At 57.3% G+C, this 25,728-nt stretch carries 24 protein-coding genes; 2 read left to right on the forward strand and 22 right to left on the reverse strand.

Translation table 11 applies throughout. The features are described from left to right. Positions 1–192: 192 nt before the first annotated feature. Positions 193–1,761, forward strand: a complete 1,569-nt coding sequence (locus tag Q0650_RS07110) for an ATP-dependent acyl-CoA ligase (RefSeq protein WP_298817330.1) — start codon at positions 193–195, stop codon at positions 1,759–1,761. Between the two features lie 95 nt (positions 1,762–1,856). Here the strand turns inward: Q0650_RS07110 and Q0650_RS07115 are convergent, their stop codons facing one another. From Q0650_RS07115 to Q0650_RS07215, 21 genes are all read right to left on the reverse strand, one after another. Then, positions 1,857–2,891, reverse strand: a complete 1,035-nt coding sequence (locus Q0650_RS07115) for a Gfo/Idh/MocA family protein (protein WP_298817332.1) — start codon at positions 2,889–2,891, stop codon at positions 1,857–1,859. Positions 2,892–2,921: 30 nt separating this feature from the next. Then, positions 2,922–4,400: a sugar transferase gene (locus Q0650_RS07120; protein WP_298817334.1), complete on the reverse strand. Its 1,479-nt coding sequence runs from the start codon at positions 4,398–4,400 to the stop codon at positions 2,922–2,924. A gap of 8 nt (positions 4,401–4,408) precedes the next feature. Beyond that, positions 4,409–5,755, reverse strand: a complete 1,347-nt coding sequence (locus tag Q0650_RS07125; protein ID WP_298817335.1) for an NAD(P)/FAD-dependent oxidoreductase — start codon at positions 5,753–5,755, stop codon at positions 4,409–4,411. Between the two features lie 156 nt (positions 5,756–5,911). Continuing rightward, positions 5,912–7,009 (reverse strand): DegT/DnrJ/EryC1/StrS aminotransferase family protein, encoded by a 1,098-nt coding sequence (locus Q0650_RS07130; protein ID WP_298817338.1) that lies wholly within the window; start codon positions 7,007–7,009, stop codon positions 5,912–5,914. Next, on the reverse strand, positions 7,009–7,614 hold the full coding sequence (locus tag Q0650_RS07135; RefSeq protein ID WP_298817340.1) for an SIS domain-containing protein: 606 nt from the start codon (positions 7,612–7,614) through the stop codon (positions 7,009–7,011). The genes Q0650_RS07130 and Q0650_RS07135 overlap by 1 nt, the downstream gene beginning before the upstream one ends. Before the next feature lie 35 nt (positions 7,615–7,649). Next, on the reverse strand, positions 7,650–8,108 hold the full coding sequence (locus Q0650_RS07140) for an EamA family transporter (RefSeq protein ID WP_298817342.1): 459 nt from the start codon (positions 8,106–8,108) through the stop codon (positions 7,650–7,652). 29 nt (positions 8,109–8,137) lie between these two features. After that, a complete protein-coding gene (locus Q0650_RS07145) occupies positions 8,138–8,893 on the reverse strand; it encodes a glycosyltransferase family 2 protein (protein ID WP_298817344.1) in 756 nt (251 codons plus the stop codon). 147 nt (positions 8,894–9,040) lie between these two features. Continuing rightward, positions 9,041–10,261 (reverse strand): glycosyltransferase, encoded by a 1,221-nt coding sequence (locus Q0650_RS07150; protein ID WP_298817346.1) that lies wholly within the window; start codon positions 10,259–10,261, stop codon positions 9,041–9,043. A gap of 2 nt (positions 10,262–10,263) precedes the next feature. After that, on the reverse strand, positions 10,264–11,493 hold the full coding sequence (locus Q0650_RS07155; protein ID WP_298817348.1) for a glycosyltransferase family 4 protein: 1,230 nt from the start codon (positions 11,491–11,493) through the stop codon (positions 10,264–10,266). 4 nt (positions 11,494–11,497) lie between these two features. Beyond that, positions 11,498–12,985, reverse strand: coding sequence for a hypothetical protein (locus tag Q0650_RS07160; protein ID WP_298817350.1), 1,488 nt, complete (start codon positions 12,983–12,985; stop codon positions 11,498–11,500). Between the two features lie 57 nt (positions 12,986–13,042). Further along, a complete protein-coding gene (locus Q0650_RS07165; protein WP_298817352.1) occupies positions 13,043–14,575 on the reverse strand; it encodes a glycosyltransferase family 39 protein in 1,533 nt (510 codons plus the stop codon). Positions 14,576–14,671: 96 nt separating this feature from the next. After that, positions 14,672–16,426, reverse strand: a complete 1,755-nt coding sequence (locus Q0650_RS07170) for a radical SAM protein (RefSeq protein WP_298817354.1) — start codon at positions 16,424–16,426, stop codon at positions 14,672–14,674. Continuing rightward, complete coding sequence (locus Q0650_RS07175) at positions 16,374–16,907, reverse strand: hypothetical protein (RefSeq protein WP_298817356.1); 534 nt, start codon at positions 16,905–16,907, stop codon at positions 16,374–16,376. The genes Q0650_RS07170 and Q0650_RS07175 overlap by 53 nt, the downstream gene beginning before the upstream one ends. A 13-nt stretch (positions 16,908–16,920) precedes the next feature. Further along, complete coding sequence (locus Q0650_RS07180; RefSeq protein ID WP_298817358.1) at positions 16,921–18,156, reverse strand: glycosyltransferase family 2 protein; 1,236 nt, start codon at positions 18,154–18,156, stop codon at positions 16,921–16,923. Between the two features lie 53 nt (positions 18,157–18,209). Beyond that, complete coding sequence (locus Q0650_RS07185; RefSeq protein ID WP_298817360.1) at positions 18,210–18,941, reverse strand: DapH/DapD/GlmU-related protein; 732 nt, start codon at positions 18,939–18,941, stop codon at positions 18,210–18,212. A 365-nt stretch (positions 18,942–19,306) separates the two neighbouring features. Then, the gene (gene wecB / locus Q0650_RS07190; RefSeq protein WP_298817362.1) at positions 19,307–20,386 is read right to left on the reverse strand and encodes a non-hydrolyzing UDP-N-acetylglucosamine 2-epimerase; all 1,080 of its coding nucleotides are present in this window, start codon (positions 20,384–20,386) and stop codon (positions 19,307–19,309) included. Further along, entirely contained in the window at positions 20,387–21,346 is a 960-nt protein-coding gene (locus Q0650_RS07195) for an acyltransferase (protein ID WP_298817364.1), read from the reverse strand. Continuing rightward, positions 21,343–22,833: a polysaccharide deacetylase family protein gene (locus Q0650_RS07200; protein WP_298817366.1), complete on the reverse strand. Its 1,491-nt coding sequence runs from the start codon at positions 22,831–22,833 to the stop codon at positions 21,343–21,345. Before Q0650_RS07200 ends, Q0650_RS07195 begins: the two co-directional genes overlap by 4 nt. Positions 22,834–22,883: 50 nt before the next feature. Then, positions 22,884–24,233 carry a long-chain fatty acid--CoA ligase gene (locus tag Q0650_RS07205; RefSeq protein WP_298817368.1) on the reverse strand — a complete coding sequence of 450 codons (1,350 nt, stop codon included), beginning with the start codon at positions 24,231–24,233 and terminating at the stop codon, positions 22,884–22,886. Positions 24,234–24,260: 27 nt separating this feature from the next. Then, positions 24,261–24,965: an SDR family NAD(P)-dependent oxidoreductase gene (locus Q0650_RS07210; RefSeq protein WP_298817370.1), complete on the reverse strand. Its 705-nt coding sequence runs from the start codon at positions 24,963–24,965 to the stop codon at positions 24,261–24,263. Further along, on the reverse strand, positions 24,958–25,281 hold the full coding sequence (locus Q0650_RS07215) for an acyl carrier protein (protein WP_298817372.1): 324 nt from the start codon (positions 25,279–25,281) through the stop codon (positions 24,958–24,960). The genes Q0650_RS07210 and Q0650_RS07215 overlap by 8 nt, the downstream gene beginning before the upstream one ends. Positions 25,282–25,357: 76 nt before the next feature. Between Q0650_RS07215 and Q0650_RS07220 the strand changes: the two genes are divergently transcribed. Continuing rightward, complete coding sequence (locus tag Q0650_RS07220; RefSeq protein WP_298817375.1) at positions 25,358–25,540, forward strand: hypothetical protein; 183 nt, start codon at positions 25,358–25,360, stop codon at positions 25,538–25,540. Here the strand turns inward: Q0650_RS07220 and Q0650_RS07225 are convergent. Beyond that, positions 25,514–25,728 (reverse strand): hypothetical protein (locus Q0650_RS07225; protein ID WP_298817378.1); only part of this gene is annotated, 215 nt, incomplete at its 5' end. The two genes, Q0650_RS07220 and Q0650_RS07225, sit on opposite strands and share 27 nt — an antisense overlap.

The raw sequence follows: 25,728 nt of genomic DNA on the forward strand, positions 1-25,728 counted from the left end.
GCGTTCTCTGCGACCTCTGCGGTTCAATAGCCGAGAGGCGAGAGGCAAGCATCCCTCTGCGTTCTCTGCGACCTCTGTGATCTCTGTGGTAGGATCCATAGGCTCATTTCTGAACTCATAGCTCTTGTTTCCGGCTTTCAATTTTGCGGTACAATACTCACATTCGCCGGTTTGAGTAGCTCTCGTTTGCCTATGAATACGATCTGGCATGCTCTGCAAACGCAAGCCGAACGTCAGCCTGATCGCATCTTGCTCCGTTTTGCCGATCAGCAATGGCGCTACGCAGACGCCGTTGAACAGTCCCGGCGCGCCGCCGCTGTTTTCGCCGATCTGGGAGTCCGCCCTGGTGATCGGGTAGCTCTAATGCTCGGCAATACGCCCGATTACCTCTGGGCCTGGTTTGGTTGTGCCTGTCTCGGCGCGGTGACGGTACCGATCAATATCCATCTGAAAGGCGATGTGCTCCATTACATTCTCGAACACGCCGGCGCAACAGTGCTGGTGGTGGAGCAACATCTGCTCGATCGGATTGTCGCTTTGCGCGATCGATTGCCGGCTTTGCGTCATTTGCTCGTTCGCGGCGATGGTGTGAGCGCGCCGAATACGCTGGCCTGGCATGAGGCGTTGCGCAACGCTCGTCTGGCCGATCCCGTTCCGGTCAATCCCACCGATCTGCACAGCATTCTCTACACCTCAGGCACAACTGGCCCGCCCAAGGGTGTCATGCTGAATCATCATGCTTATCTTCATTCGGCACAACTCTTTGCCGATGTGATGATCGGCGCTACCGAAGATGATGTATTTGGCACCAGCCTGCCCCTCTTTCACATCAATGCGCAGGCTCATACTGTATTGCCGGCCATCTACCGCGGCACAACCATTGCGCTGATCGAGCAGTTTAGCGCTTCGCGCTACTGGCGACAATTGGCCGATCTGGGGGCGACTATCTGCAATCTGCTGGCGGCAATGATTCCTATCTTGATGAAACAGCCACCTTCGCCTGATGATCGCGCGCATCGCGCGCGCATTGCCGCTTGTGCAGCTACGCCACCTGATCTCTGGCGCGCTTTTGAAGAACGGTTTGGACTGACCATCATTGAAGGCTATGGTCTGACCGAAACCACCGGTTTTTGCGTCGCTAATCCACGCGATGCCACGCGAGTGGGCACGTTCGGCAAACCATTGCCTGGCTTTGCGCTGGCGATCTTTGCTCCTGATGATACGCCGTTACCACCTGGAGTTGCCGGCGAGATTGCGATTCGACCACTGGCTGATAATCTGATTATGATGGGGTATTATCGCCAGCCCGATCAGACCGCTACGGCTATGCGCGGTGGTTGGTTTCATACCGGCGATCTGGGTCGGCTTGACGAAGCTGGCTACGCCATCTTCATCGACCGTCTAAAGCAATCGATTCGGCGCCGGGGCGAAAATATCTCGTCATGGGAAGTAGAGCGCGCTGTCAATGCGCATCCGGCTGTCCTTGAGAGTGCGGCAGTTGGCGTGCCGAGCGAATTGGGGGAAGAAGAGGTTAAGGTGGTAGTGGTACTGCGTCCAGGCGCAACGCTTGACCCGCTGGAACTGATCAAGTGGTGTGAAGAACGACTGGCCTATTTCGCTGTGCCGCGCTACGTTGAGTTTCGCGCCAGCCTGCCCAAGACGGCAACCGAACGGGTTGAGAAGTACAAGCTGAAGGCTGAAGGTGTTGGGAACGCCTGGGATCGCGAAGCTGCCGGCTATCGGATCCGACGCCCGTCTTGATGACTGTCAGCAGGATCCGCCATGTTCGACGCCACACCGATAGCCAGGGGCAACGCTCTGCGCTGTCCCTGGTGAAGGCTAACTGTTTTGAGGCGCTACCCACCCACTTCCAGCGCGCGCTCGATCAGCCTTGCTGCCGGCTGTTCGCGCAATCCGGTCTCGATAATCTGCCCGGCAATCTCGAGGGCAGCCACACCTGCTTCGCCGCTGACCGCCGGTTTCGTGCCATAGCGCACCGCATCGCAAAAACTGCGCAACTCTTCGTAGAGCGGTTCGCGCCGCGGCACCTTCAGGCGAATGCTACGCCCCTCGCTTACCCCGAGCAGCGCCAGTTCTGGCCACGCATGACCATGACAGGAGTCATTTTCATAAAAGGTCAGGTCTTGCGTCAGATAGTTGGCAACAAACATCCCCCGCTCACCGACGATGCTCAATTCGCGGATCTTGGTCGGAGTCAGCCAGTTAATGTCAAGCACGCCAATCATGCCGTTTTCGAAGCGTAAAAGCGCCGAGAGTATATCTTCATGGCTTTGGTGCAGATGGCGGTGCAGTTCAACGTGCATGCGCACTATCGGCGATCCGATCAGATAGTTGAGAATATCGATCTCGTGTGTTGCCAGATCGATCACGACACCGACATCGGCAATGCGCGCCGGGAAAGGTCCAACCCGACGCGACACGATCTGAAAGAGTTTACCTAGCTCGTGGTTATCGAGCTGTTCTTTAAGGGCAATGATAGCCGGATTAAATCGCTCTATGTGACCGACAGTGAGGGTCACTCCCTGTCGCCGCGCCGCTTCGATCAGCATCCAGCCTTGTTCGACTGTCGCCGCAATCGGCTTCTCGATCAATAGATGCACGCCGTGCCTGATAACCGAACTGGCGACTGCAAAGTGATATTTGGTCGGCACGGCTATTGAGACCAGATCGAGGCGCTCGTTTGCCAGCATCTCGTGGTAGTCGGTGTAGATGCGGCAGCGGTAAATGTTAGCCAGATTACTGGCGGCGGTATAGCTGGTATCACACACTGCCACCAGCTCTACCCCTGGCATACTGGCGTAAACACGGGCATGATTACGGCCCATGCTGCCTACCCCAATCACTGCGGCCCGTAGAATACGTTGTTCCATTGTCCCCTCCCCGTGCGATGGTGTTTCTGGTTAATACGCGCCTTCACCGTTTAACAGCGCCGGAATAGTGCGAACGATAATCAGCAGATCGAGCCAGATCGAATAGTTGCGAATGTAGTACATGTCAAGCCGCACCCGGTCGGCATACCCTAGATTGCTGCGCCCGCTGATTTGCCATAACCCGGTCAGGCCCGGTCGCACTGTCAGGAGGTTGTGTTGCCAGCGTCCGAAATGGCGCATCTCGCCAGCAGTGATCATGCGCGGCCCCACCAGACTCATCTGGCCGCATAAGACATTGAACAGTTGTGGCAACTCGTCGATGCTGGCGCGGCGCAATAATTTGCCAACGCGGGTGATGCGTGGATCGTCGCGCAATTTGCCGTGCTCCTCCAGTTCGGCCCGCTGCTCAGGAGTAAGGCGCTGATCGCCGTCAACATACATCGTGCGAAACTTGAAGGCGTCAAATTCACGATAACCAACCCCGATCACTCGTCGGCGATACACGATTGGCCCAGGACTATCGAGCTTAATGGCAATCGCAATGAGCAAGAAGAGAGGGGAAAACACGATCAGGCCAATCAGTGCTCCGACCCGATCAATGATTGTCTTGCCAATTGCATGCAGACCGGTGATGCGCGTCTTATTGAGGCGCAAGAGCGGCACCGCTCCTTGTTCCCGCACCTGAACGCCAATCGTCAGCAGATCGAACAGACCGGGGGCAAGGCGCACTTCCAACCGGTTAAGCAGATCCATCGCCCCATCAATGTTGATCAGGCGTTCGCGGATCAGGTTGGTGTCGGCAATGACGATGGTTTCAATCTGGTACTGCTCAACCAGTTTAGCAAAATCGCGCGTCGTACCGAGGACACGCGCCTTGCCTGCGATCACCTCGCTACCGACCGGCAAGCGATCATCGAGAAACCCGATGATCTGTGCTCCGGAGCGGTGCTCGGCCAGCAACTGCTCAACGATGGCCCGTCCTTCGTCCGTTGCGCCAATTACCAGTATCCGTTCACGCAAATGCCCCTGTTTACGCAACCGGTAGACAACCCGGCGGAAGCCGAAGCGCCACAGAATTGGTAAGGTAAACGACAACACCCAGCTTATGACCAACCAGCCGCGAGCAATGACAATCTCCGGGATCAGGAAGGTCAAAAAGATAACGAATATCATGCCCTTACTGGCAGCGTTGAAAATCTGGTTGTATTCGTGCGTGCCGTTGAACAGCGATGTTGGCTGGTAGAGGCCATGCAACGCAAAGATCCCAATCCAGCCGGGCACGAGCAGAGCAATCAACAGCGTGTAAAATTCCGGCTGCATTGCGCCTTCGGCGAAGATCGGCAGATCGGTGAAGAAGCGCACTGCGTAGGCAATAACGAAGCTGGCCGTAATGGTAATAGCATCTCCGGCCATTAGCGCGCCAATCAGAGCAGCCTTACGGAATTTGGCTTCGGCATGGTCGAAACGTCCGCGGGCCGCAGTAGTTAATTCAACACTGGTCAGGCTCACAGTTCACCTCACGAGAGTGATAACACTGCTACCGATAGATCTCGGACGAGTAACGGTTGAATGTGCCCGGCCACTGAGCGGGCAAAGGTATAGACCGACTCACCGTTGGTCAGTTGTGGATAGATCTGGCCGGTGTTGGCGAGGAAGAGGCCGCGAATCCCGGTCGTAATCGGCGGAATCAGGTCAGTCGCGCCGACTGGATGAATCGGTTCGACGTACCGTTCGCGTCCGATCCGAATAGCAGCGATCTCGTCATCGCGCAGGTCGGGAAACATCTGGCGCAGGTAGTTGAGAAACACGGTGCGCAGCTCGTCGTCAGGCATGCGGGCAAATGGGCTATCGGCAGCAACATATTTGGGCAAATAGACGAGGTGGTAACCGCCAACGCACTGTGGATCGATCAGATTGGTTGTCTCGATCACGCCGGTGAAAGGAATGCGCTCGTCGGTGATGTTAAGGGTATAGTACGGGGTCAAACGTCGTCGCAACACCAGCAGCATACACACAATGCCCAGGAAGCCATCAAGTTGACCCCAACGTTCTGATACCTGCGCCGCTGCCGGTGGCAGCAGGCGGCGGGCAATTGGGGTTTGCGCCGTAATGACAACGTTGTCAGCCGGTACCGTCTGGCCGTTGACAACCACAGCGGTGACACTACCGTCATCGATCTGAATGGTATTAATCGTCGCGTTCAACGTGATTTGGCCGCCACGCTGGCGAATCGCCGTGACCAGCGCATCGATCAGCTCTTGATAGCCGTTGGGCAGGTAGCACATCAGCTCCTGGCTCCCGCCTTTGGTGCGGGTATCCGTCGTGCGTACCAGTCGCGACCAGATGTACGTAGCAGGAACGTGACTGTAATCACCGTCGAATTTGGCCCGCAGCAGTGGCGCCCACACGTTACGAACTGCGCGTTCGCCACTGAGGCGCGTGAGCCATTCGGCGACCGGAATCTGTTCAAGCTGCCGCCAGTCTTTGATGCGACGACAGGCAAGAATTGTGTAGGCGAGGCGCAAGCGATCGATCAGGCGCAAGGGCGGGAAGCGTAAAAACTCAAGCGGCGTGGACATCGGGTAGATGTTGCCGTTGTGGTAAAAACCCATCCTGGTGGCGGTGAAGCGCAGGCGTCCCCGCAGCCCTAGCTCATCGAAGAGGCCCATAAGCGCGCGATCACTGCTTAAGATGGCGTGATAGTAGCGATCACATTCCAGCCCATTCAGTTCGGGAAAGCGTGTTCGCCCCATCAGTCCGCCGGGTGTGGCTGCGCGTTCCCATACCCGCACCGGCACATCTCGCTTGAGTAATTCATAAGCCAGGCTGAGGCCGAGGATGCCTCCGCCGATAATATCGACCATTGTTAAGTCCCCCCTTTACTTCCCGCCGATCAGATCGCGCTGGATACATTGGTTTAGACCGGTATAGCGCACTGATGCATGACTGCTACCGGTGGGTACCTGTCAGCGCAATACAGTTATCATCGCTCCTGTAAGCCCCTTGTTGCCCCATTGCCATCAGGCTATCGCCACCGACTCACTCACTGCCAATGCATTTACCGCTGCGGCAATTTGATGCAGTTCGTCGTTACTCAGGGCCGGATGCACCGGCAGAGCAATAATCTCCTGGGCGATCCGGTCGGCAACTGGTGTCTCGGCCTCGATCCCTAGCTTGCGGTACAGTGGTTGCTGCGGAATGGGCAACGGATAGAAGATCGCCGTGCCAACGCCGGCGGCATTCAATTGCTTGATTGCGCTATCGCGGTTGCCGATGACCCGAATGGTGTACTGATGAAAAACATGGCGCACCTCCGGTCGCGCGAATGGCGTGATCACTGCTGGATGGCGAATATGTGCGCTCAGAAAGGCAGCGTTGGCAATCCGTTGCGCGGTGAAACGTTCGCATTTCTTGAGTTGGGCGCGGCCAATTGCTGCCTGAATGTCAGTCATGCGAAAGTTGTAACCGAGCAGCTCGTGGTAATAACGCACCCGGCTACCATGGCTGCGCAAGAGTCGCAACCGGTCGGCGAGAGCCGGATCATTCGTGGTGATCATCCCCCCCTCGCCGCTGGTGACATTCTTGGTGGCGTACAGTGAAAAACAACCGACGCCGAAGCTCCCTACAGGCTTGCCATGATCGGTGGCGCCGATGGCCTGCGCGGCATCTTCAATCACGGCCAGATGATAACGGCGCGCCAGCTCCATAATCGGCGTCATATCCGCCGGTTGGCCGTAAAGATGCACCGGCATAATGGCTCGCGTGCGTGAGGTAATTGCTGCGGCGATCAGATCGGGATTGATATTGTAGGTCTGCGGATCAATGTCCACAAATACAGGCGTTGCGCCGGTCATCAGGATGCTATTGGCAGTGGCGATGAAACTGAACGGCGTCGTGATAACTTCATCGCCAGGCCCGATATTGTGCGCCAGCAGCGCAAGGTAGAGCGCAGTAGTGCCGTTCATCACCGCCACAGCGTAGCGCGTGCCGCACAATGCGGCGAATTCGGCTTCGAAACGTTCAACTTCAGGCCCCTGGGCGATGATTCCCGATCGCAACACGGCCAATACTGCCTCTTCTTCCTCGCGACCGATCAGAGGACGAGCTACCGGAATCATCACTGGCCTCCCACTGCAATCTCTTGCAAGACGATCGGGTGGAACGCGGTCGCGATCTGTTTACCCAGGTGTACTGCCAGCGCGTGGCAGATAGTGCTATGAATGTCCTCAACCTGGGGCATAAAGTGATGATTGACATGCAGCTTGATTTGCGCAATCTGATTCAGTCGTCCCCCATCAAAACCGGTCAGCGCGATGGTAGTAGCGCCAACCGCATTCCCCCACTCGATGGCACGCACGACGTTCGGTGAATTGCCGCTGCCGGAAATGGCGACGATCACATCACCATCACGGTAGAGTGCCTTCAATTGTTCGACGAAGATATCAGCATAGGCCTGATCGTTTGACCAGGCGGTCATCAGCGGCACATTATCGGTTAGGGCAATCGCGCGTACCCGGCGGACATGGGCATTAATCGTCCATTTTGCGAGATCGCAGGCAAAGTGTGAGGCAGTGGCGGCGCTACCGCCGTTACCGCAAATGAAGATGGTCGCGTCGCGTTCGTAGGCTTCCCACAACGCATCAGCTACCTGCTGGAGCGCTCCCAGGGGTAACTGGGTCAGCGTTTGGCGCATTTGGACAAAATATGACGAAAGACTTTCCATACTCTTCCCCCCATTTCAAGATTGCGAACGATTACTTATGAACGAGCAACCATCAACATGCCGGCGCAAATGACAATGACACCGGCAGCTCGTAGCGGATTAACCTGTTCGTGGAGCACCAGCCAGGCCAGAAGAAAGATGATGATATGATTCAGACTGACAAAAGGATATGCGACACTGAGTTCGATCCGCGAAAGGGTGATGAGCCAGAAGAAGGTGCCAATACCGTAGACGAGCAACCCTCCGATCACCATTGGCGAGGTAACAATCCGCCAGACGATACCCGGCGCTGTGTCCAGACTCAGCGCCAGCGGCCCCATAGCTCCCATTCCTTGTTTCAGCATCATCTGACCGATCACGCCGAGCGCCGTGGCGATCAAGATCAACATAATTGTGCTCATAGCCAGCTTGCCCTTTCGTGGCGTTGGTTGTTCAAGATTTGCTGCCTCAGCCAGACCGGCTGCAACTATCGTTCGCTCTTCCGCCTGTTGCATGAAATACCCCCTCAGCGTGCCGTCGTTGGTTAACGGCTACGCGGTAACGCGCTGGCTCCTGGTTGTGCCAGCAGACGACGACGCACAATACCGGTCATATAACGCAAATGGGTTTTTGTGATCTGCCATACCCGCGCTTTCGATTGCCCGTATTGGCGCACCCGGAGCGTGGTAGGGTATTCGGCGACCCGATAGCCGTTAAGGATCGCTTCAACCAGCCATTCGGTCACCATGAGAAAACCGTCGGCGTGGGTGGTAATGCGTTCGATTACTTCCCGGCGACAGGCGCGAAAGAGGGCCGTGTAGGTGTGAATGCGCGGATTCACCAGTATGCGATAGCAGAGCGAAGCTGATTTGCTGATAAAGACTCGGTAGGCCGGCACATTCTCTACCCCACCGCCACGATGGTATGGCGAGGCAGTTACCAGATCAACATCGGGTGTCAGCCGGTCAAGCAGGGCTGGGATCTCGCTGAACGGGTAGGTACCGTCACTGTCGCAGGTAACAATGATCTCGCCATCAGCGTGGGCAAAGCCGGTGCGCAGCGCCGCTCCTAACCCGCGATTGGTAGCGTGATGCACGATCATCGTGTCAGGCCAATCGCGAAATGTTTGCTCTAACAATTCACCGGTGCCATCACGACTGCCATCGTTGACCAACACCAGTTGCACACGCCCGCGCTCGCGGAGGAGGGCGAGGGCTTGCGCCAGTCGGTCGCGCATTGCTGTTATTCCTTCAGCTTCGTTATAGCAAGGAATGATGATCGAGAGATCGTATCCGGTCATAGGAAACTCCTGACAAAAGGAACCGGCAGTCACGATGGCTATCCTGGTCAGTGTAGTTGAGCGAAGCTGGTTGGAATGTCGAATTAGATTATCCGGTGAAGAGCTAAAGATGCTCTAAATATTGTCTTGTCAGGTATAAACATTTTGTCACCTGGTGGCATCTACCCACTGATGATGAACTGCCGAATACGTTGCTTCGAGGCGGTTCACGCTCTGGCGCCAGTCGTGATACTGCTCAACATAGTTCCGTCCGGCCCATCCGATCACCTGTCGGCGTTCGTGATCGGCGAGCATCGTAAGAATTGCCTGCGCAAAGTCGGCGGCATCGGAGGCAACGATCAGGTCGCGCTCAGCTTGCGCGTTGAGCGCGACGGTAGCCTGGTGCGAGGTAATAACGGGGGTTGCAGTAGCCATTGCTTCCAGCACCTTGTTTTGGATTCCAGTACCGTAGCGAATAGGGGCAACTGCAAGCGTGGCCTGGTTGAGGTACGGACGTAAATCGGGTACCGGGCCGGTGACCGTAATGCGCGGATCGCGGGCGTAGGCGCGTAGCCGTGGGCCTGGTTCGGCGCCGGCCAGGGTGACGTTTACCGCGGGGCGTTTCGTCCAGACCAGCGGCATAATCTCTTCGATCAGAAAACGGGCTGCCGCTTCGTTGGCGTGGTAACTCATCTTGCCGGTGAAGACGAGATGATCGGGTTGGCGTGGGCCGTAATACGGCTGGAAATAGTCGAGGTCGACTCCGTTGGGAGCAACGATGATCGGGTTGCCACCGGGTTGACCGAGTGTCTGACTGAGCACATGCAAGGCCCACCGGTCTTCTGGGGAAGTGACGACAATGGCGGCGAAGCGCTGAGGGTAAGCAGCCTCGTAATGGCGAGTGCGGGCCAGATCAAGCAATGCGCGCAGTCGGCTGGCGAAGTTTGTGCCGCGCCGTAGTGTACGCTCGAAGAGCAGACTGATACTGTCTACGGCATCAAGCACTGCCGGTATACCATCGCCGCATTGGCGTAGTGCCGCGCGCGCAATCTCTGCTGCGCGCAGATGCTCAATATGAATGATGTGATGATGGCCACGCCGGATCTCGTTTGTTACCGCCGCTATCATGGCTGGCGTGAGACAGTGTGCCGCTTGAAGTGGTAACTGATCGGGGAGCGCGCGTAAATAAGCGCGCAAATGATCGGTGCGTCGCACTGGAACAGCTACCACTCGCCGGCAGATGGCGCGCAGCTCGTCGAGTTGAGCCGGATCGTCGGCGGGGCAGACCAGGGTGATCACGTGACCACGACGGGCCAGATAACGGATAAACTGGTACGGTCGCACCCGGATCGGAGAAGGAGTATACGGGGCTACGAACAAAATGTTCATCTTCATCCTCCCGTTAGCGTCACGCCGGCCCGTTGCAGCGCAGTTGCGTACAACTGCTCGATGGCCGGGCAGACCACGCGCCAGTCGTAGCGCTCTTCGGCAACGCGCCGACCCTGTGCTGCCAGTCGTTGCCCCAGTGCCGGATCTCGCAACAGTTGGATGAGTGCTGCGGCAAAAGCTGCTGGGGTGTCGCCGACTAGAAGATGTTTGCCTGGTGTCACTTCAATTCCTTCATAGCCGATTGTGGTAGAGACAACAGGCAATCCACGGGCCAGCGCTTCCAGAATCTTGACCCGCATGCCACCACCGGCATGGACGGGCACGATCAGGGCCGCTGTGCGCTCAAGGTAAGGCCGGGGATCTTCTACATAACCGGGCACGGTAATGGCCGGGTCGGCGGCTAACTGCCGCACTGTTGCCGGTGGCCGGGAGCCGACCAGCGCCACGCGCGCATACGGCACTGCCTGCCGCACCAGCGGCCAGACTTCGCGGGCAAACCAGAGCACGCCATCAACGTTCGGTGGCCAGAACATGGTTGCCATACTGAGGATGGTATCGGGGTTGGCATGACGCTGGATCGGTATCTCTGCTCGGGTGTCGATTGCAATCGGAATGATGGCGGTTGGCGGCAATACGACCCCAACCTCGGCAGCGGCGAGTCTGAGAAAGGTGTAATCCGGTTCGCTGACTGCCAGCATTCCATCGAAGCAAGCGCACAAGCGCGCTTCGGCGCGCCGCAGCCGACGGGCTTCGATCTGGAGTCCAATCCGCCGGATCAGATCGGCGCGTCCCGCCATGCGAGCGACAATCGTCCACACCGCGTTATGTTGGTCGATAATCCGCGCGCCCCCAGGCAGATCGACCGCAAAAGGGGCCATGTTGAGCTGATCGGCATGAATGATGTCGAAGTATTCACGAGTGGTCAGGCGATGCAGCAATCGGTGTAACTCAGGCGAGGCATCGCGGCTGAGCAGAAATGACTGGCCGGTGAATGCGCTGCGCAGCAAGAAGCGCGCATCCTTCCAGCGGGATCGTTGGAACGGTACGGTGTAGACTTCGCGACAGATTCGACGCAGTGATTCGGCGTGCGTTTGTTCGCGTTCATTGCGTACCAGCGATACGAGCGTCACGTCGTGGTGAGCGCACAGATATTGCAATACGTTGTAGGTTTTAATTTTGGGGCCGCTGTCGGGCGGATATGGCGCGACCAGCGTGAGCATGAGAATGCGCATATTGTCACCTTTGGGCTGATGGGGCAACTGATGTGGTTGTCGCGGTTGATGGAGCGACAGTCTGCTCGGCAGCTTCTAACGGACGGAGCAGGATGACCAGGCCCGCGATGAGTAAGCCGAGCAGTGGTAACAGACTTGCCGGTCCATCAAGTTGCAGCGCCATACCGAGGTTGCGGGCAATGTCGCCGTCTCGCCAGGCCGGAATGACGTACTCGCGCCAGGTTGCCCGCGTCGCATCGCTGGGAAAGAGCTGGCTTGCCGTTGCTTCCAGCCAGATCAGGCCAAATGAAAGCCCCATCAAACTAAGCGCGCCGATTCGGACTCCGAGACGATCCCAATTGCGTCCGATCAAGATTGCTACCGGGAATGCCAGGAACGGGATCATCGGTACGATGTAGCGCGGGCCGGCAGCGAATCCGCCCCACCACATAACCGACGAGCCGTAAAAGAGCAGAAACGCCAGCGGCACGAGCAGCAATACCCACCATTCGGCTCGATGCGCGCGCCAGCGCCACCCGATCCAGCAGGCCGGAATGGCCAGTAACAACCAGGGTGCGCGGAAGAAGAGGCCGCGAAATTCGCTGAAAGTCAGGCCCCAGATCGCTTCCCATTGGGGTGAAGTCAGACTCATAAACCCGGTATGATGTTGTTCCTGCCAGAGCGCTGAATAGGCATAGCCGATTGGCCACGGTGTGCCAAAAGCGACAAGGTCATAGCCGATCAACAGCGCACCGGGTAAGGCGCCACCCAAAGTCAGGGCAGGCATCCAGCGCCAGCCTTGTCGATAAAGGGCGTACAGTCCGATGATGGCAGCCGCCAGTGCTGTCGGATATTCGCTGATCACCGCCCAGCCGAGCAACAAGCCGGTTATGAAGCCAACGCCGAAATGTGACCAGCGCGCTGGCGGTGACCAGGCCAGCATAAACGCGGTAAAAAGCATGGCGGCAACGAGCTGATGGGCATAGAAGTTACCGGCGTAAGGCGCGGCGCTGGTGGCTAGACCGTAGCCGAGCGCGCCGATGCTGGCCGGTACCGAAGCGATGCCGACCCGTCGCAACCCGAGGAAAAAGAGACCGCCGAAGAGCGCCGCAGGCAATGCGACAACCACCAGCGTTAGTATGTATTGCACGAGCGCAAACCGTATCTTGTCGCTGCGCAGACCACTCCCTTCGGGGTTGAGCGTCGTTTCAAACCGACTGCCGATCCGCTCCAGTTGTTGAGTCACGATCGGCGTGTCAATGAGTGGGCGGATAGCCATATATACGGGCACACCCAGAAATGACAACCCCGGTGGCTTGTCGGTGTAGGCATGACCGTTGTACAGCGCGTAATCACCGGTATTCTCGACGTAGCGATCGATCCGTGGCGTGCCATCATCGACCAGCGCCAGCACCAGATTCAGCCGCGAGTTCTGGTTCCAATCTGACCAGCGTGGCAGTACGTAGGCGTAACTGCAAAAGAGCAGAAAGACAATCAGCCACAGGCGACGCATAGCAATCCTTTCAATGCGATCCCTGACCGACGAGCGCAACTGCCTCACACCGTTCAACTATTGCTCTGCCGGAACGACTCGCTGCCACAACGTATATGGCCCGACGGTATGCACAGGATGATATTCAGCGGTCAGTACATCAAGGTCGTAGATACCGGTATAGGAACTGAATGGCCCGGTCAGTACATATGGTGGTTGTGTAGATAGTCCATCGTAGGCTACCGGTGGCCCGCCGAGCCAGGCATGCCTTACCGCGCCATCGAGCAGTTCCGTCGGCACATAGTGATAGGTATGGTCGGTGAAGATAGCCAGTTCCGGTTCCCACGTTTCGATCACAAGCTGATCGGGAACCTGCTGATTAAGGAAAGCTGCCATCCGCTGCGGTGAGTCGTCGGGTGAAAAAACGACCTGCGTTGTGCGGTGGAGAGCGAACCCAACGACCAGTGCCAGATAAGCAGTCACCGCGCCGACTAGCAATGGCTGGCGTCGCCGCCAAAGCCAGCCGATCAGGTCACCGATCATGCGCGCCACTGCCGGTGCGCCAAGCGCCACTGCGGGAAAGGCATAGCGCGGCCATCCCAATGAGACGAGATACCATCCTATCCACAGTACAGCCAGCAGCGTTGGGACGAGTTCGGCAAAGGCGGCTACCCCACCGCGTCGGCAGCGCCAGAGGCTGTAGCCTAACGCCGGAACGAGCAAACCGCCGTACACCTGCGCGAGATAGCGCATAGCGCGCGCGCTGGCTTCCAGATCGAATACGAAGATGGCGCCACCAGCGGCCTGTCGGGTTTTGAGCAGATTGGCGCCGAAATCTGCCGGGCCGAGAAACGCCAGCATGATCAACAACCAGCCGGCAAACATACTGCCGGCGATGAGCGGTGGCGCCAAGCGTAACCACCAATCACCAACTCGCGCATAGCGCCAATCGATCAGCGCCAACAGCGCGAGGCCAGGCGCGACAATCAGGGCAAACTGGTTCTTGGTAATCAAGGCCAGACCGAACCCAATCCCGGCCAGGATGGCATAGCGACGGCGGCGAGCCGGTTGTTGAATCGCGCTGATATATGCCAGCAGCCCGGCGCCGAGCCAGGCCAATCCCGGCACTTCGCCCAACACCTGTCGGCCATACTCAACCATGCCCTCAAATCCGCGGGTACGCGAGGCAAGCAAGAGCAAAACGGTGAGCAATGCTAGTCTGCCGCCGTGCAGCCGATATGCCAGCCGATAAAAGAGCCAGAGAGCGACAACGAAGTAGACGACAATGACCAATCGCGCGAGCAACAGATCGACACCGCCTATCGCAAAGACCAGCGCAATTGGCAACATCACCGTTGGCCCAACCCCGATAGTCGGCCCAAAGTAGCGAAACCCTTCACTGCTAATGTCGGCGTAAACCCCATAGCGTACCAGTGTTTCCGGTACGTGCAGATGCGAGCCTTCATCGAACCAGGTGCGCGGCGCATATGGCAGATTCACCAGCGACAGGACGGCGATCAGCGCAATCACGATCAACGCCACAATGCGCTCGCCAGCCTGGATCTGCGCGGCGGACAGATGCGGGAGACGGGTGGCGAGCTGTTTATTCATGACCCCCCCGTTGGAAAAAGATACTCCTGCGCGGTGAGTAGCTCACCGCGCTGACGTTATTAGTAACAGAACGCTACTGTGCGACAAATCAGACGATCACATCGTGCCGCTGCCGCTCAATCGGCGCAGTCCTTCGTTGCGCAAGCTACCGCCGATCCATTTCAGATGATTAACACCAATTTGCCAGAGCTGCCCCCATGTCTCTGGGTTGGTGGCACCCTTGAGGAACGTAAGTATTGGGCGCGGTCGCAAAGACCACTCGCGCGCCGCTCGCTTGGCCCAGTATTCCAGATCAGCCGAGCTAAGATGGGGGTAGTTCAACACCGTATGGGAATACATATCATAGTCTTCCCACTGATTCATCCGGATCCAGCCGTTTGCAACTGCTTCGTAGTAGAACGGCGTGCCGGGGTACGGCGTGGCGATGTGGAAGAGAGCAATATCCAGAGGCAATCGCTTCGAGAGCGCAATCGTCTGCTGAATTGTCTCTACCGTCTCGCCGGGCAGTCCGATGATGAAATACCCCCAATTCATAATTCCGGCCCGATGGCTGGCAGCGATTGTCTCTTCAATGCGCTTCACCGTCGTGCCTTTGCGGGCTCGCTTCAGCACCTCTTCACTGCCACTCTCAAGACCCCAAGCGATCATGAAACAGCCGGCTTTGCGCATCAAGCGTAGCTCGTCTTCGTCAACAAAATCGACCCGGCTATTGCAGCTCCAGCGCAGCTTGATACCCTCTTTGATAATCGTGTGACAGAGGTCGTACACAAATTCCTTTTTGACGGTAAACAGGTCGGCCTCAAAATGGATATGGCGCATCCCCATCTCTTTGAGCATGATCATCTCTTGCAAAACATGTTGGGGACTGCGATGGCGCACGCTCGACTGGTACGTAACATGCTTGATACAGTAGCGGCATCCGGCAGGGCAGCCGCGACTGGTGAGAACAAAGGTGTATGGGCCGCCAACAATGGGGACTTTGTAACGCTGCCAGGGCAGTTGATCGTGCAGGGGGATCGGCAGGGTGTCGAGATCTTCGATGAATGGTCGGTCAGGGTTGATCTTGATCTCGCCGTGTTCGTCGCGATAACCAACGCCGAGCGTTTCGCGCAGCGCTTTGGCGATCAGGTGAGGATGGATGCCGCGAAACCGTCCGCGTGTCGTCAGGTACGAAGCGTCAGGGAAGGGCAATTTACGCCATGGTGGCGTCAGGTCAGGATTGCCGACCGGCACCGTCTCGTTGGCCCGCTCTTGCTCAACGACGCGATCAATAGTGCGGATCACATCAACGATGGTCAATTCTGGCTCACCGCGCACAACGATGTCGAGCGTTGGGTAAGATTCGAGAGTCTCGCGTGTCATCGGCGTGACGTGGGTGCCAATGGCCATCGTAATAGTGCCAACGGCTTTGCCGATAAAGGTTGTGCGCATATCGTTCGTCAATGTGGGTGCCGTGGCGTGGATGATCATATAGCGTGGCTTCTTTTCCCACATGTACTTCTCGAACGATGGCCAATCCATCATCAGCCCGATAGCGTCGATCACCTCTACCGTATAACCGGCCTCTTTCACAACTGCGCCAATCTGGGCCAGCGCGGTCTGCGGCCAGATAATACCGTCGCGCGTGCGCCGGCCAACGCGGGCAATATCGCGCAAGAAGAGATCGCCGTCGGGTGAGGGTGGGTTGAGGACCAGCACATCGAGCCGAGGTGTCTGTTCGCGTGGCACCTCGATAAAGCGGATCTCACCGGCGCGCTCATCGGGTCGGGCCGGCGCTACCAGCTTGATGCCGGTCGGTTTATCGCCTGGCGCTTGCTTGCGTGGAGTTGGTGTCATTTCCTGCTCGCTCATGGTTCTCCCCTTCTAAATGAGCATTGTGAGGTGCAATAGCGCCGCTCGACCGATGATAAGTGCGGGCAGGATAGTAGCGGCGAAAGAGCTTGATAATTGACAATCCGAACGAAAGTTGCAGACCGTGAATGATCATCAGGCCGGTGATCAGCACGAAACCGGTATTGATAACCGAGCCGACGATGAAGTGCAATGGGCGATTCCAGGAGGCGATCTCCAAACCGAAGAGCATGTCGATGGCCTGATGAAATTCGCCAGCAACATGTTTTTCGTATTCATACCCCAGCCCAAACAGTAGCGCGCTAAACAACCAGACGGCGTTGGCGCGAGAGGGCTGGCGGTAGAGCCAAATGCTGAAGATCAGCGCCGCGCCGATGGCAAGCATGATCGGCCAGTTATGACTGATCAGAACGATCAGGTAGCCTAATACGTAGTGAGTCTGACCGAGATGTTGCTCGCTCCACCTGAAAAACTGTTCCATATACATCCTTTCGCTACACTGTTTGCGCCATCGATTCGGTTGATGTAGCGAGCGGAGTATACGTCCAGTTTAGATCGGCCTCTTGCTCACTCTCGCGACGACTGAGTTCAGCCAAAACTCGCGCCAGCCCCCAGGCGCTGACCAGTTGCACGCCCATCAGCACCAGCATAGCGCTTACAACCGGCGCAAACCATGAATTAGCCAGCGCCGGATTGGTCAGATCAAATGCGACTGCGGCAATGTAGGTGGCGATGCCGCTCAAGATGGCCAGCAACCCTAACCACCAGTAATGCCGTTCAATCCGGCGGCCATTGCCGCGCCGCCCAAACAATCCCTGCCGGATAGCGCGTTTGTGGAAGAGGGTGACGAGGTAGCTAAACGAAGTGCCGGTCGTGTAAAGGGTGACTCCGGCGACGGTGAGCACCATCGCGCCGAAGAGTTGCGGAAATGACCATCCACCCAGCAGCCCTAAGCCGATGGCAATGCTCTGACCCGCGATAATCAAGAGAGCCAGCATCAGTAACGCAAACCCGATCCCGCCGAAGATGCGCACCGGGTTGTAGGTTAGTGCTGTCCAGACAATCGATCTGGTGAAGCGGAGGCCGTCACGGATGACGTGCAGCTTGCTACGACCCGAACGCTCTTTGTATGGAATGGGAATTTCGACCATCCGCAACCCCTCGTGCAGCGCGCGCGTGCTCATCGCGGGGGTGAAATCGAGCGTATTGGGCAAGGGATAGATCAGCGGCAGGATGGAGCGACGCAAGACGCGCTGACCGCTGGCGCTATCGCTGATACGCACACCGGCAACCAGCGACAGCATTGTAGCGAAGATAGTATTGCCGATTCGACGAACCAGTGGCATCTCGCTGTGGGCGCCGGCCATGCGACTACCGATCACGATATCGGCGCCGGCCAGCGCAACCTGGCACATCTGTGGAAAATATTCGGGCGGGTAGGTGCTGTCAGCGTCAAGAAAGCCGATCAATTCACCGCGAGCCTGGCTGAAACCGGTCTTCAACGCGCCGCCGTACCCGCGATTTTGTTGTCGGATCAGGCGCACTTGATGGCCAAAACTCTGCACAATTGCCGCAGTGCGATCTTGTGACCCATCATCCACGACAATGCATTCGAGATCGTCAATCCCTACCTCGCGGAGTGCCGGTCGAATTGCCAGCACGCGCTCAACGATAGCTGCAATCCCATCCTCTTCGTTGTAGGCGGGTATCACAACCGAAAGTGTCGTCATACGTTCCCCCTCCCCTCAAAGCCCTACACTGTTTAAGCCGCGTGGCCGGTGATTTAAAACACCGGTGTCATCAACCGCTCTGCCGGCAGCGGATCGGTGCGTAAATTGCGTATCACGCGAGCTGGATTGCCGACGGCAATGCAGTAATCGGGCACGTCTCTGGTCACGACTGCGCCGGCGCCGATCACGACATTCTTGCCGATCTTCACTCCATCAAGAATGATTGCGCCACTGCCGATCCAGGAACCGTCACCGATGCTGATGCCTTGGGCCGTAATTCCCTGCGCGCTGATCGGACGGGTGGTGTCGTGGAAGACGTGGTTAACAGCCAGCACCTGGACGAGCGTGCCCAGATAGACATCGTTACCGATCGTGATCCCGCCTTGTCCGCGCAGAATGCAACTTTCACCGATCAACGATCGCTGCCCGATGGTAATGTGGCTGTGAGGAAGGTTGCGAAAGTTGTAGACGTGAAGAATTGCGTTTTTCATCACCATACTCTCGGCGCCGATTGTGATCCCACCAGGGCAGGCATGCAAATAGACGCCGTGATCGAGGTAGACGCCGCTTCCCAGTCGCACATTGTCGGCAAAACGGATGCGCACGCCATCCTCAATTGCGGCAATCCCTTCCATCCGCACTATGGCCCGATAAGCGATGGCGCGTAGACCGATCCCGACCAATCCCGGCATCCACCCAATGAGGCTTTGTATCACCTGCTCGGCGATATAACGTGGCAAAGAGCTTGCCTGCCGGCTGAGGTAAAGTTGCAATCGGTCGTTCATGATCTTCCTGAATCGGCGCAGATGATGTCACACGGCGACGTAAGCATAGCTTTTTACGCTGAACTTTGACTAACTATCAATCAGTGTGAAAATGACAAAAATGTTATGAGATGAGCGATGGTTTGATGCGATTGCGCTGTGGTTGCCATCCATACTATTCCCTGACCTGTTCGCTCCCTTTTCTCGTGGCGTGGGATAAGAGAGTGAAAGTGGTTAGCTTGCGCACATTGGCGTAGTTCACCTTCATCGCAATGCGCAATGTCGTAAGAGTACGGTCAGAAAAGCAGTTTGATCATCCACTGCCAGCAAGAGTTTCCCCTCGCTTCAAGGGAGAGTCAGAGAGGAAGCCATCGTACCTGCTCGCTTCACACAGATGCAGCCATAATCGCCACTGCGCGCCCGGCGGCGCCACTGATAATCGGCGAACGGGCTGAGCGCAGGCGATCCAGTCCGGCGGGACTGAGCCATCTGGCTGCGCCGTCCAGAATGCTTTCATAGCGGTTGCCGATCAACACCGCTACCCCGGCATCAACCAGATACCGCCATTCGGTCTCGTTCCGCACCAGTAAGATTGGCGTCCCCAGGACTGCCGCCTCTTCCTGCAAGCCTCCTGAGTCGGTGAGGACGGCTTGCGCTGATTGAACAAGACATAATGTATCGAGATAGCCGAGTGGACGAAGGGCAAGGATGCGTGGCGAGAGTTGTAATTGCTGGCGTTCGAGGGCGGCAGCAGTGCGAGGGTGAATTGGAAAGACAATGCGATGGGTTGCAGCCAGCTCGTTGAGGGCTTGAATGATCCCTGGCAGCACTGCCGGTTCCGTATTCTCGGCGCGATGCAAGGTCAGTACCAGATATGATCCCGGCTTTAACTCCAGTTGGTTCAGGATCGGACGTTGAGCCGCGCGCTCGCGGTGATGAAGCGCCGCATCAATGGCAGTTGATCCGATCACGTGAATGCGTGATTCTGGTAGACCTTCAGCCCGCAGATTATAGGCGGCAATTTCGTCGGCAGCCAGCAGAATCTCGGCGATATGATCGACAATAATCCGGTTGAGTTCTTCCGGCATCGTCCGGTTGAAGGAGCGTCCACCCGCTTCCAGATGCGCGACCGGAAAGCCCAGTTTGGCCGCGCAGAGCGCGCCAGCCATCGTGGTATTTGTGTCACCTTGCACCAATACCAGGTCGGGACGTTCCTGAAGTAAAATCGGTTCCAGCCGCGAGAGAATCCGCGCCGTCTGCTCACCGTGCTGAGCCGAGCCGACACCAAGGGTATAGCGTGGCGCCGGTAAGCTTAGCTCTTCAAAGAAGATGGCATCGACTTCGTAGGAATAGTGTTGGCCGGAATGAACCAGGATATGCTCAAACTGCGTTTCAAGGAGCGGTATCAGCGGTGAGAGTTTGATAATCTCTGGTCGAGTGCCGAGAATAGTGAGTACACGGGACATCTACATCTCCTCATATTCGAGTTGAATACCGTAGTAGCGTTGCAAGAAGGTCGCCAGCGCGTCGAGTGGCGCAGCGCGGCGGGGGCTACGCCGGTTAACGCTTAGATCGAGCCAGAGATCCGATGGCGCCTGCCAGTTGCGTCGGCAGATGATCCAGATGGTGGGGTGGCAGGGATGGGCAGATGGAACTTCGCCGACTGCCGGTACCAGCGCAATCTCGTAGTGCTGGCGCCCCATCTGAATAATCGGCTGCGGTCGCTCGTTAATCACATGCAGCTCGCCGTGAGCAGTGGCCATGGCGAGAAAGTGGCGCAGCATCTGTTCGGCGATAGCGTCAAGCCGGCGAGGGGTGATTGCGCGACGAGTGCGACTCATCGTGTTTACGACGCGAGCCGGGTTCCCTTCGATGATCGAGTCGGGTGGAAGGTCGCCGCTGACCACCGAGCGTGAGTTCACAAAACTGTTATCGCCGATGCTCGTGCCGGGATGGAGGAAGACTCCGGCAGCGCACCAGACGCAGTTGCCGATAGTCACCGGGGCAAAACGTACCCAGTAGCCTTCGTGGTAGGGCAGGAATGACCCGTGCGTATAGACCATGCTTCGCGCGCCGAGCGCGCTCCAATCACCGATCCGCACATCTTCCTCCGTGTTGATCAGTGATTGTGGCCCGATGTAGCTGTGATTGCCGATGCGCAGGCTGGCGGCGCCGTATACGAGCGTGAAACTGCTGATAATGCTATAGCGTCCGATACTAAGGTCACCGCCACAACTGATGATGCTCAGCGCGCGGATGGCACTGTAGTCGCCGATCCTGATGTGGCGACCCATCAGGGTCGTAAACCAGCCGATGGAAACGCCGCGTCCGATTTGTGCGCCGCAGCAGATGCGCAGGATAGCCGGCTTGATCGGCGGCGGCGCAATAAAGAGCAAGAGGAAGATGATGGTACGGTAAAGTTTCATAGCGAGTTATGATCCAGACCCTCGCTCACCGACTCGATGTGTGCCATCCGCTGCAACCAGTGATCGGCAATCGCGGCTGGAGCGGCAAACCAGACTCCTCCCTGCGTCGCCAGGGTTTCCCAGAGTGTGCGGTAAGTTGCTGCCCAGCCGGGAAAGAGTGCGTCATCATAGACATAATCATGCACATCGACGAGCAATAGTCCTTCCTGCCTGGTGACTGTCTCCCGCAGCTCGTTGAGTAGCGCCTGACGGTCACCGGGATTGAACCGTCGCTGACCAAACAGATGGTCATCCATCCAACCTGTTGGCAATTGCAGCACGCGAATCGGGCGACGGAGATCACGATGCCATGGGAAGAATGGCCAGACACTGCTTCGCCGCCAACCGAGGTAACGGTTGTGAGTCAGGGAGGCGTCGTAGCGAAAGCCAGCCTGTTCGTGCATCAACAGCGTCTGCTCTGGCCGGTGTGGATCGAGGTGCCAGTAGTGATGGCGATTGCCGTTGATCGGTTGGCCGCTCGCCGCGGCCAGCCGGGTGCGTTCGGCGATCAGGAGCTTGCAATCGGTGTAGGCGCGATAACTGGCATGCAACCCGATCTCCCAGCCTGCGGCGCTGAGTTCGCGAAAGAGAGCGCGGAAGTGTGGCGCCTGCACGTCATAAAATGGATCGGGCAATCCGGTAGCGTATTCCAGTAAAGAACCTTTGCGCGCCACGAAGTAGAAAGCTGAGCGCGCCCCAATGCGCTCTTCTAATTCCATCCATGAACGGAAATGCCAGTGGGTACGGCGACCCCTGAGAACATCGAGCGCTGTTCCCAGCCCGCCAACCCCCTGCCGGATCAGGATGCGTAATGGTTCCAGCCAGCGCACAACCTCTGGATAATCAACGTCATGACCGCAGCTAGCGGCTAATCTGGCTCCATACGGCCAGCGCGGAAGGCCGGCAGGTAGTCCGCATTGTTGCAGCAGGTCAGCCAGCCAGCAACCGATGGCTGATACCGGCGCGCGGCGTAGCAATCCGTCCTCTAGCATCGGTGCGTCGCTGAGGTCACGATAGCCATGTTTGAGGATGGGATATTGATCCTCTTCATAGCCGCTGAGCAACCAGAAGGCGGCAAAAATCGGATCCCCGGCAACGAATGTGCTGCCATTCTCGACTACCGGCTGAGTCTGGCGATCATCGCCGTCCAGCAGAGGCAGGTCATACCCCTGCCATTGTCGCGCGCCGAGCAGACGTACCTTCGCCGGAGCAGCCCAGCGCTCTGGCCGGGCCTGGATGACGATCCGGGCCGGTGGCGCTTGCGCCGGTGTGGCGGTGTATACAACCGTCACCGGCTCTTTACCCCACGCCGATTCTCGCCAGCCGTAACCCATACCGGTCAGCAGCGCGCGCCAGATGTAGTTGATTTCGGCGCGGTAGGCGGAAAGGGCCGGATCGATGGCGATCTGAACGATCGGAATTGTTGATGGGTGTTTGTGACCAGACATCTGCGCTCGCCTCCGGCGACTGTCCCCGCTGGAACTGATCCTGTCATTCCTTACGGCGACGACCGACGCATCTTCTTAAAGCGGGCACTGTGTTGTTTATCGTCGGTAATGATAATCTTGACCGGGATTTTGTAGGGCGCAAGCCGTTCACGACAGAAGGCGCGCACGCGCCGTTTGAACTCGTTGGGATCTTCCGGTTCGAACAGATTAAAGCGCGCGGTGACAATCTGACCTGTGATCGGATTGCTCTCACCAGTGACGGCGACATCCTTCACGTTTGGCATCTGTAACAAGACACTCTCAACTTCAGCCGGGTAGACCTTCTGTCCACCAACATTGATAATCTCGCTGCGCCGGCCCAGAATGCGAATATATTCGCCATCAACCTCGACCACGTCTTGCGTGTTCATCCATCCCTCTTCGTCGAATGGGCTAGGGGCATTGAGATAGCCAAGCATTGCCGAGCGGGCTCGAATCCATAGCACACCATCGACAATTTTGGTCTCGAAACCTTCGCCGCCGATTTTGACCCACAATGAGCTGGAGTCGCGCGACTTTGAACGCAAGATACCCAACTCCGACAAACCGTAAGTTTGTAATAACTGGACGTTGGGAAAGAGAGCGTGAATCCGTTGTAAGGTGCTCTCTGGCATCACTTCGGTACCATACGTAATCAGCTCTAGCGACGAGAGGTCATACCGCTTATACGCCTCTGAAATCAGCAACAGATTGAGAAAGGTTGGCGAAGTGGGCAATGTCTGCGCGCGATGGGTCTCGATTGCGCGACAGACGACATCAGGATCGCGCGATGGCACTGCTACCACGGTACCGCCATTCGCCAGAGTGTAGAAGAGGGTATTGATCCCACCAATATGGTCGAGAAGCAAAAATGTTAGTGTCACCCGTCGATGGCGCGGTACCTGAAATTTTTCCAACAGCGGGATAAAGTCGTGCAATGCCGCCTTACTCTTGCCGGTCGATCCTGACGAAAAGAGCACCAATCCCGGATGACCGCGTTCGATCAACTGGCAGGTCAATGGATTGGTTACCGGTCTGGCCCGTCGTTCGATCCGCCACCGATCATCGTCATCGAAACTGACGACAACCTGCACTTCAGCGATGTCGAGAAACTCTTCCCGCTGGGCAGCGACGCTACGGGTCAGGGGCACCACAATCGTATTGCGCTCGATCAGAGCTAGCAGCAAGCTCACTGCATTCGGTGAATAATCACCTTCGATAGTAACCACCTGTCCAGTGCCAACATCGTGCCGGTCGAGCGCCTGGTGCCACATTTGCAGGCGTGCCAGCAGATCACGGTAGAGGAAAGGGTGGTCATTCCAGACAATGGCCGGGTGATCGGCCCATTGTTCCATGCGTTCACGGAGCCATGCGATGCTCATACAAAGCCCTCCCTGCGACAGTGGTTGTCAACCACCGCCACCGAGATAGATCACCTGACCGGTGATGTAGTCACTGGCCGGGTTAACGAAGAAATCGATCACGTTGGCAACATCCGCGAATGTGCCAAAACGGCGAATGGCGAGCGAGTCGATAATGTGCTGCAATTTTTCCTGCGGAACGCCTCGAATCAGGTCTGTTTCAATCGGAGTTGGTCCGATGGCGTTCACCGTAATGCCGAAGGGAGCAAATTCGCGGGCCAGAACGCGGGTCAGCATCTCAATCGCGCTTTTGGCTGCGGCATAGAGTGCCTCGCCCTCGAGCCGTAGCGGCACTGCAATCGTGCTAAAGTTCACGATCCGGCCATAATTGCGGCGGCGCATCAGTTTAGCGGCCTCGCGGCAGACCAGAAAACTACCCAGCACGTTCACATCGAGAATGCGACTGGCCGTTTCCGCCGGCGTCAGCAGCGCGTGGTTCATCGCGGCAATTCCCGCGTTGTTGATGGCAATGTCGAGCCGACCGTGCCGACGCTGGATTGCGCTCAGCATGGCCCGCACCTGCCCTTCGTTGCTGACATCAACCTGGTGATGGGTATAGCCGGGCAGCTCCCATTCAACCAGATTGCGCGCGCAACCTTCAACCAGCGCGCCGCGTTGCAAGAAATGCTCAACCAGAAAGCGCCCGATACCGCGACTGGTTCCAGTAATGAGTACAACTGTTCGCTCAGTCACGACCCGACTCCTCGGCGATCAGGCGCTCAAGGTAATCAACCAGCGATCTTATCGTTCGAAACGGGCTATTGCGCTGAGACATTGCCCGCTCATCGGCCAGCGTGAGCGTAATCCCATACTCTTCTTCCAGCCGCTGTTCCAGATCAACAATCATCGTCACCAGCGCCAGCGAGTCGAGTGGCGCTCCCTTACCGAAAAGGATGGTTTGCTCGTCAATTGTTTCCGGTACAGGTCGGCCACTCTGTTCGAGAACATCGCGAAAGCTGGCAACCACCTGTTGGAAGAGATCGGTATGGCTGATTGGCAGACTGGGCATAGCGTCATTTCTCCTGGTTTCATGTACTTACCGGTTGACGATTGGAATATAGATCGTTTGCTCTGAGGTTGGTATCGTGGTTGTCGAGGGTGATGGTGTATACGTTGTGATTGGTGCGCCGGCAGCGGTTGCGGTGACAGTGGCCGTGTTTATCGGTGTGCCGGTTGCCGCCGGCGTTGGTGTATGCGCGGGCGTGCTGGTTACCGTCGGCGTTGGTGAGTTAGGAAGCGTGTTAGTTGCCGTAAGCGTTGGCGTGTGAGAGGGCGCGCTGGTTACGGTAAGCGTTGGCGTGTGAGAAGGCGCGCTGGTTACGGTAAGCGTTGGCGTGTGAGAAGGCGCGCTGGTTACGGTAAGCGTTGGTGTGTGAGAGGGCGCGCTGGTTACGGTAAGCGTTGGCGTGTGAGAAGGCGCGCTGGTTACGGTAAGCGTTGGTGTGTGAGAGGGCGC

Source organism: uncultured Chloroflexus sp. (assembly GCF_937129525.1).
Lineage (GTDB): Bacteria > Chloroflexota > Chloroflexia > Chloroflexales > Chloroflexaceae > Chloroflexus.

Bases quoted from the DNA above. Each gene is read 5' to 3' on its own strand.
- Q0650_RS07215 (WP_298817372.1), bottom strand. From the start codon at position 25,281: ATGCCCAGTCTGCCAATCAGCCATACCGATCTCTTCCAACAGGTGGTT.
- wecB (WP_298817362.1), bottom strand. From the start codon at position 20,386: ATGTCCCGTGTACTCACTATTCTCGGCACTCGACCAGAGATTATCAAA.
- Q0650_RS07205 (WP_298817368.1), bottom strand. From the start codon at position 24,233: ATGAGCATCGCATGGCTCCGTGAACGCATGGAACAATGGGCCGATCAC.
- Q0650_RS07135 (WP_298817340.1), bottom strand. From the start codon at position 7,614: ATGGAAAGTCTTTCGTCATATTTTGTCCAAATGCGCCAAACGCTGACC.
- Q0650_RS07200 (WP_298817366.1), bottom strand. From the start codon at position 22,833: ATGTCTGGTCACAAACACCCATCAACAATTCCGATCGTTCAGATCGCC.
- Q0650_RS07145 (WP_298817344.1), bottom strand. From the start codon at position 8,893: ATGACCGGATACGATCTCTCGATCATCATTCCTTGCTATAACGAAGCT.
- Q0650_RS07125 (WP_298817335.1), bottom strand. From the start codon at position 5,755: ATGGTCGATATTATCGGCGGAGGCATCCTCGGCCTCAGCCTGGCTTAT.
- Q0650_RS07175 (WP_298817356.1), bottom strand. From the start codon at position 16,907: ATGGAACAGTTTTTCAGGTGGAGCGAGCAACATCTCGGTCAGACTCAC.
- Q0650_RS07130 (WP_298817338.1), bottom strand. From the start codon at position 7,009: ATGATTCCGGTAGCTCGTCCTCTGATCGGTCGCGAGGAAGAAGAGGCA.
- Q0650_RS07195 (WP_298817364.1), bottom strand. From the start codon at position 21,346: ATGAAACTTTACCGTACCATCATCTTCCTCTTGCTCTTTATTGCGCCG.
- Q0650_RS07110 (WP_298817330.1), top strand. From the start codon at position 193: ATGAATACGATCTGGCATGCTCTGCAAACGCAAGCCGAACGTCAGCCT.
- Q0650_RS07140 (WP_298817342.1), bottom strand. From the start codon at position 8,108: ATGCAACAGGCGGAAGAGCGAACGATAGTTGCAGCCGGTCTGGCTGAG.
- Q0650_RS07185 (WP_298817360.1), bottom strand. From the start codon at position 18,941: ATGAACGACCGATTGCAACTTTACCTCAGCCGGCAGGCAAGCTCTTTG.
- Q0650_RS07115 (WP_298817332.1), bottom strand. From the start codon at position 2,891: ATGGAACAACGTATTCTACGGGCCGCAGTGATTGGGGTAGGCAGCATG.
- Q0650_RS07165 (WP_298817352.1), bottom strand. From the start codon at position 14,575: ATGAATAAACAGCTCGCCACCCGTCTCCCGCATCTGTCCGCCGCGCAG.
- Q0650_RS07170 (WP_298817354.1), bottom strand. From the start codon at position 16,426: ATGAGCGAGCAGGAAATGACACCAACTCCACGCAAGCAAGCGCCAGGC.
- Q0650_RS07155 (WP_298817348.1), bottom strand. From the start codon at position 11,493: ATGCGCATTCTCATGCTCACGCTGGTCGCGCCATATCCGCCCGACAGC.
- Q0650_RS07150 (WP_298817346.1), bottom strand. From the start codon at position 10,261: ATGAACATTTTGTTCGTAGCCCCGTATACTCCTTCTCCGATCCGGGTG.
- Q0650_RS07180 (WP_298817358.1), bottom strand. From the start codon at position 18,156: ATGACGACACTTTCGGTTGTGATACCCGCCTACAACGAAGAGGATGGG.
- Q0650_RS07160 (WP_298817350.1), bottom strand. From the start codon at position 12,985: ATGCGTCGCCTGTGGCTGATTGTCTTTCTGCTCTTTTGCAGTTACGCC.